This is a genomic window from Actinomadura sediminis (assembly GCF_042675525.1).
Lineage (GTDB): Bacteria > Actinomycetota > Actinomycetes > Streptosporangiales > Streptosporangiaceae > Spirillospora > Spirillospora sediminis.
The window spans coordinates 1-5,220 of record NZ_JBHTJA010000200.1 but is presented as its reverse complement, the minus strand read 5'-3'; the positions used below and the strand labels follow the sequence as shown (position 1 = coordinate 5,220).

General features: G+C 74.7%; 3 protein-coding genes. 1 reads left to right on the top strand and 2 read right to left on the bottom strand.

Going from position 1 to position 5,220, the window contains the following annotated elements:
• The coding region (locus ACFQ11_RS37005; protein ID WP_378307509.1) for an ATP-binding protein at positions 1 to 2,850 on the top strand (2,850 nt) is incomplete at its 5' end.
• 13 nt (positions 2,851 to 2,863) lie between these two features.
• Here ACFQ11_RS37005 and ACFQ11_RS37000 read toward each other — a convergent pair.
• Positions 2,864 to 3,673, bottom strand: a complete 810-nt coding sequence (locus tag ACFQ11_RS37000; protein ID WP_378307507.1) for an ABC transporter permease — start codon at positions 3,671 to 3,673, stop codon at positions 2,864 to 2,866.
• On the bottom strand, positions 3,670 to 4,647 hold the full coding sequence (locus tag ACFQ11_RS36995) for an ATP-binding cassette domain-containing protein (RefSeq protein WP_378307505.1): 978 nt from the start codon (positions 4,645 to 4,647) through the stop codon (positions 3,670 to 3,672). The genes ACFQ11_RS37000 and ACFQ11_RS36995 overlap by 4 nt, the downstream gene beginning before the upstream one ends.
• Positions 4,648 to 5,220: the final 573 nt, after the last annotated feature.

Below are 5,220 nucleotides of genomic sequence, written 5' to 3'. Positions count from 1 at the left end.
GACGCCGACCGCGGCGCCGGCCGCCCGCCGGCCCCGCCCGCCGAACTCGCGGGCGTCGCCGCCGCGAGCCCGCTGCGCGAACGGCTCCGCGCCCACTACGTCCGGTCCCTGCACGCGGCCGGGCGCCGCGCCGACGCCCTCGACGCGTACGAGGAGACCCGCCGCGCCCTCGCCGACCGGCTCGGCGCCGACCCGTCCCCCGAACTCGCCGCAGCCCACCTGGCGATCCTGCGCGACGACGACGCCGCCGACGCGTCCGCGAACGGCTCCGGTCCCGCCGCGGACCGTCCCGCCCCCGCCGCCCGGCGGCGGACGAACCTGCCCGCGCAGCTCACCACCTTCGTCGGCCGGGAGGAGGAGTCGCGGCGCGTCGGCGAGCTGCTGCGCGAGCACCGGCTCGTCACCCTCACCGGACCCGGCGGCGCGGGCAAGACCCGCCTCGCCGGGGAGATCGCCGCGGCGCACGTCGCCGGCACCCCGGACGGCGTCTGGTTCGTCCCGCTCGCCCCGGTCAGCGACCCGGGCGACCTCGCCCAGGCCGTCCTCACCGCGCTCGGCGCCGCCGAACCGGTGTGGAACCCCGACGCCCGGCCGCCCGCGCACCCCGTCGAACGGCTCACCGCCTTCCTCGCCGCCAAGAGCCTCGTCCTCGTCCTCGACAACTGCGAGCACCTCGTCGACTCCGTCGCCCGGCTCGCCGACCACCTCCTCGCGCGGGCGCCCGGCCTCCGGATCCTCGCCACCAGCCGTGAGCCGCTCGGCATCACCGGCGAGGCGCTGTGCCCGGTCCCGTCCCTCCCGCTGCCGCCCGCCGCCGACGGCGCGCCCGAACCGGACGAGGCGCTGCGGTACGCGTCCGTCCGGCTGTTCGCCGACCGGGCCGCCGCCGTCCGCCCCGGCTTCGCGGTCGACACCGGCACCGTCGGCGACGTCGTCGAGATCTGCCGCGCCCTCGACGGCGTCCCCCTCGCCATCGAACTGGCCGCCGCCCGGCTCCGCGCCCTCACCCCCGGCCAGGTCGCGGCCCGCCTCGGCGACAGGTTCCGGCTGCTGTCCGCCGGCAGCCGCGCCGCGCTGCCCCGGCACCGCACCCTGCGCGCCGTCGTCGACTGGAGTTGGGACCTGCTCGACGGCGTCGAACGCGCCGTCCTGCGCCGGCTTTCGGTGTTCGCGGGCGGCGCCGCGCCCGACGCCGCCGTCCGCGTCTGCGGCCTCGACGCCCCGGACGCCCCCGCGCCCGACGACGTCCTCGACGTGATCGCCGCGCTGATCGACAAGTCGCTCGTCCTCGCGGACGGCGGCGCGGACGTCCGGTACCGGCTGCTGGAGACCGTCCGCGTCTACGCGGGCGAACGGCTGGAGGAGGCCGGTGAGGCGCGGCGCGTCCGCGCCGCGTACACCGCCTGCTTCCTCGACCTCGCCGAACGCGCCGACCCCGAGCTGCGCCGCGCCGACCAGCTCGACTGGATCGAGCGGCTGCTCGCCGAACGCGACAACCTGTCCGCCGCGCTGCGGCACGCGGTCGACGCCCGGGACGTCGAGACGGCGCTGCGCCTGTTCGGCTCCCTCATGTGGTTCTGGTTCATGCGCGACATGGAGCTGGAGGCGGGCGCCTTCGCGCGGGCCGTCCACGACCTCGCCGGGGACGTCCCCCCGCCGGACCTGGCCGACGAGCACGCCCTCACCGTCCTGTCCACCGGGATCATGGCGCAGTTCTCCTCCGGCGAAGGCCCGACGATCGAGTCGCTGCACGCCGCCGTCGACCGGTTCGTCCGGGCCGTCCCCGAAATGCCGCGCCACCCCCTGCTCGCGCTCGCCCGCCCGATCCGCGCCGTCTTCGCCGGGGACAACGACGGGGCCCGCCGCCTCCTGAAGAGGCTCGAAGACCATTCGGACGAGTGGGTGCGCGCCGTGTCCCACGTCCTCCGCGGCCACATCGCGATCAACGTCGGCGACATCGACGCGGCGGCGGCCGAGGCCGCCACCGGCTGCGCCCGGTTCCGCGAGATCGGCGACCGCTGGGGGCTGCTCGGCGCACTCGGCTGCCAGATCCAGGTCGACATCGCCCGCGGCGACCTCGCGGCCGCCCTCGAACTCGCCGAGGAGGCGCAGAACCTCGGCGCGTCCGGCATCGGCGCGGACGCCGGCGTCATGATGCTCGTCTTCGTCGGCGAAGTGCGGATGCGGACCGGCGACCTGGCCGGCGCCCGCAAGGACCTCCAGCAGGCCATGGACGCCATGGAGGAGCGCGGCGACTTCGCCGACGCCGGCACCGCGGCCCTCGCCCTGAGCGAACTCTCCCTCTGGGAGGGCGACCGGGACGCCGCCCGCGCGCTCGCCGAACGCGTCCACGAGCAGACCGCCCGGCGGTACCGTCCCGACGTCGCCCTCGTCGCGCGCCGCGCCCACATGCGCCTCGGCTGCCTCGCCGACGAGGACGGCGACCTCGACGCCGCCGCCCGCTGGCACCGCCTCGCGGTCGGCGACCTGGACGGCGACGTCTTCGCCGGCAACCCCACCCTCGCCGTCCTCGCCGAGGGCCTCGCCTCCCACGCGGACGCCCGCGGCGAGCACGCCCGCGCCGCCGAACTCCTCGGCACCGCGTGCACGCTGCGCGGCTACCGCGACGCCGGATCCTACGACGACCGGCGGATCACCGAGTCCGCCGCGAACGCCCTCGGCGCGGCCGCGTTCGACGCCGCCTACCGGCGCGGACGGGCCGCCGGCCGCGCCGAGTTCCTCGCCCGTGCGCCCGGCATGGCGACGTCCGCCCGCCCGGACGCCGGAGACGGGACGGACGCGGCGGCCGGGCTGGGACGCGCCGGTGCGCGCCTCGACCCGGCCGGCTGATCCGGCCGCCCGGTCAGGCGCGCCGCGCGTACATGCGGACGGCCAGCGGAAACGACACCAGGACGATCCCGGCGGCCCACGCCAGCGTGATCCAGACGTGGTTCCCCACCGGCCCGCCGATCGTGAGCGCCCGCACCGCGTCCGCGAGATGCGTCACCGGGCTGACGTCCGTCCACGCCTGGAGCCAGCCCGGCATCGTGGAGGTGTCCGGGACCAGGACGCTGCTGCCGAACGTCAGCGGCATCACCCAGATCATCGCGATGCCCTGCACCGTCTCCGGGCTCGGCGCCACCAGCCCCACCAGCACCGACACCCAGCACACCGCCAGGTAGAACACGTACGCGAGCGCGATCGCGGCCAGCACCGACAGCGGATCGGTGTGGAACCGGAAGCCCAGCGCCGTCCCGAACCCCAGCAGGATCGTCATCATGACCACGAACCGGACGGTGTCCCCCAGAACCGTCCCGATCAGCGGCGCGCTCCGCGCGATCGGCAGGCTGCGGAACCGGTCGAACACGCCGCGATGGATGTCCTCGTTCAGCGCCACCCCCAGCCCCATCGTCGAGAACATCGCCATCTGGGCCACGAGCCCGGGCAGCAGGACCTGCAGGTACGACTTCGTGTCGCCCGCGACCGCGCCGCCGAACACGTACAGGAACAACAGCAGGAACACGATCGGCATCAACGTCGTGTCGAGCAGCTTCTCCGGCGAGTACCGGAGCTGCGAGACGTTCCGCCACGCCAGCGTCAGCCCGTGACGGAGCGTCCGCCGCGGCCCGACGCGAGCGGGCGGCTCGACCGCGTTCACCGTGACCGCGGTCATGCGAGGCTCCCTTCCCGGACCGGCTCCGCCGCGGGGCCCTCGGCGACATGGCCCGTCAACGTCAGGAACACCTCGTCCAGGCTCGGCATCCGCACCGCCAGCTCCGCGGGCGCGAGCGACGCCTCGTCCAGTCGCCGCACCAGCACCGACACCACCCCCGGATCGCTCACCGGCGCCGTCACCATCCCCGTCGCCGCCCGCACGTCCGGACGCGCGCCGGTCACCTCCGCCACGATGGCGGCGAGCTGCTCCGCCCGGAACGGTTCCGCCGCCCGCACCGCGAGCGTCTGCCGCCCCACGCGTCCCTTCAGCTCGCCCGACGTCCCCTCCGCGATCACCCGGCCGTGGTCGAACACCGCGATCCGGTCCGCGAGGGCGTCCGCCTCCTCGAGGTACTGCGTCGTGAGCAGCACCGTCGCCCCGTCCGCGACGACATCGCGCACGGTCTCCCACACCTCGTTGCGCGCACGCGGATCGAGGCCCGTCGTGGGCTCGTCCAGGTAGATGACCTCCGGCCGGTTGATCAGGCTCGCCGCCAGGTCGAGCCGCCGGCGCATCCCGCCGGAGTACGTCTTGACCGCGCGCGGCCCCGCCTCCGTGAGCCGGAACCGCTCCAGCAGCTCCCGCGCCCGAGCCTTGGCCTCCGCCCGCCCGAGGTCCAGCAGCCGCGCGATCATCACGAGGTTCTGCGTCCCCGAAAGCTCCTCGTCGACCGACGCGTACTGCCCCGTCAGCCCGATCTTCGCCCGGACCCGCACCGCGTCCCGCACGACGTCGTAGCCGCACACCTCGGCACGTCCCGAGTCGGGCTTGAGCAGCGTCGCGAGCACCCGCACCGCGGTCGTCTTCCCGGCCCCGTTCGGCCCCAGCACCCCGAGCACCGTGCCCCGCCGCACCCCGATGCTCACGCCGTCGAGGGCCCGCGTCTCCCCGAAACGCTTCCGCAGCGCCTCGGTGCGTATCACGTCGTCCATCCCCGTGCCTTCCATGTCGTTCGCTGTGACGTCGACCACCGTCGGCGACGTCGCTGACACGGGCCTCACAGCCGCACCGCAGCGCTGACGTCCCCCTGACGCACGGCTGACGGCGACGCCGTACGAGCACGTGACCAGCAGGTTTCCGGCAGGCACCGCCGAAGTGGACGGTTCGATTTGACGATCGGTCCGGGTCTGCCTAATGTTCTTCCTGCCCCGAGGGATGCGGGACGCCGACAGGCGGACGGCCCCGGGGAAGCCACCCGGACGGAAAACGGTTCGAAGCACGCTTCGGATCGAGTTACTCTGGAATGGCAAGCCCGGACGGGATGCAGGACACCGCGAGGTGGCCGGCCCGAGGGACTCCTCCGAGGATCTTCCGAAGACGGATCACACCGTCTGTGGAAGCCGCTCGGGAGGGCGGGCGCCGACTCTGAAGATCGACTCGCGAGAGCCGGTTGACAGGGACGAAGATCCTGGTAAGTTAGAAGGGTTGCCCCGGAGCGAGGGCCGCGAGAGCGGGCCGAGCGCGGTGGGTGTCCGTTTCTTGAGAACTCAACAGCGTGTTAAAAG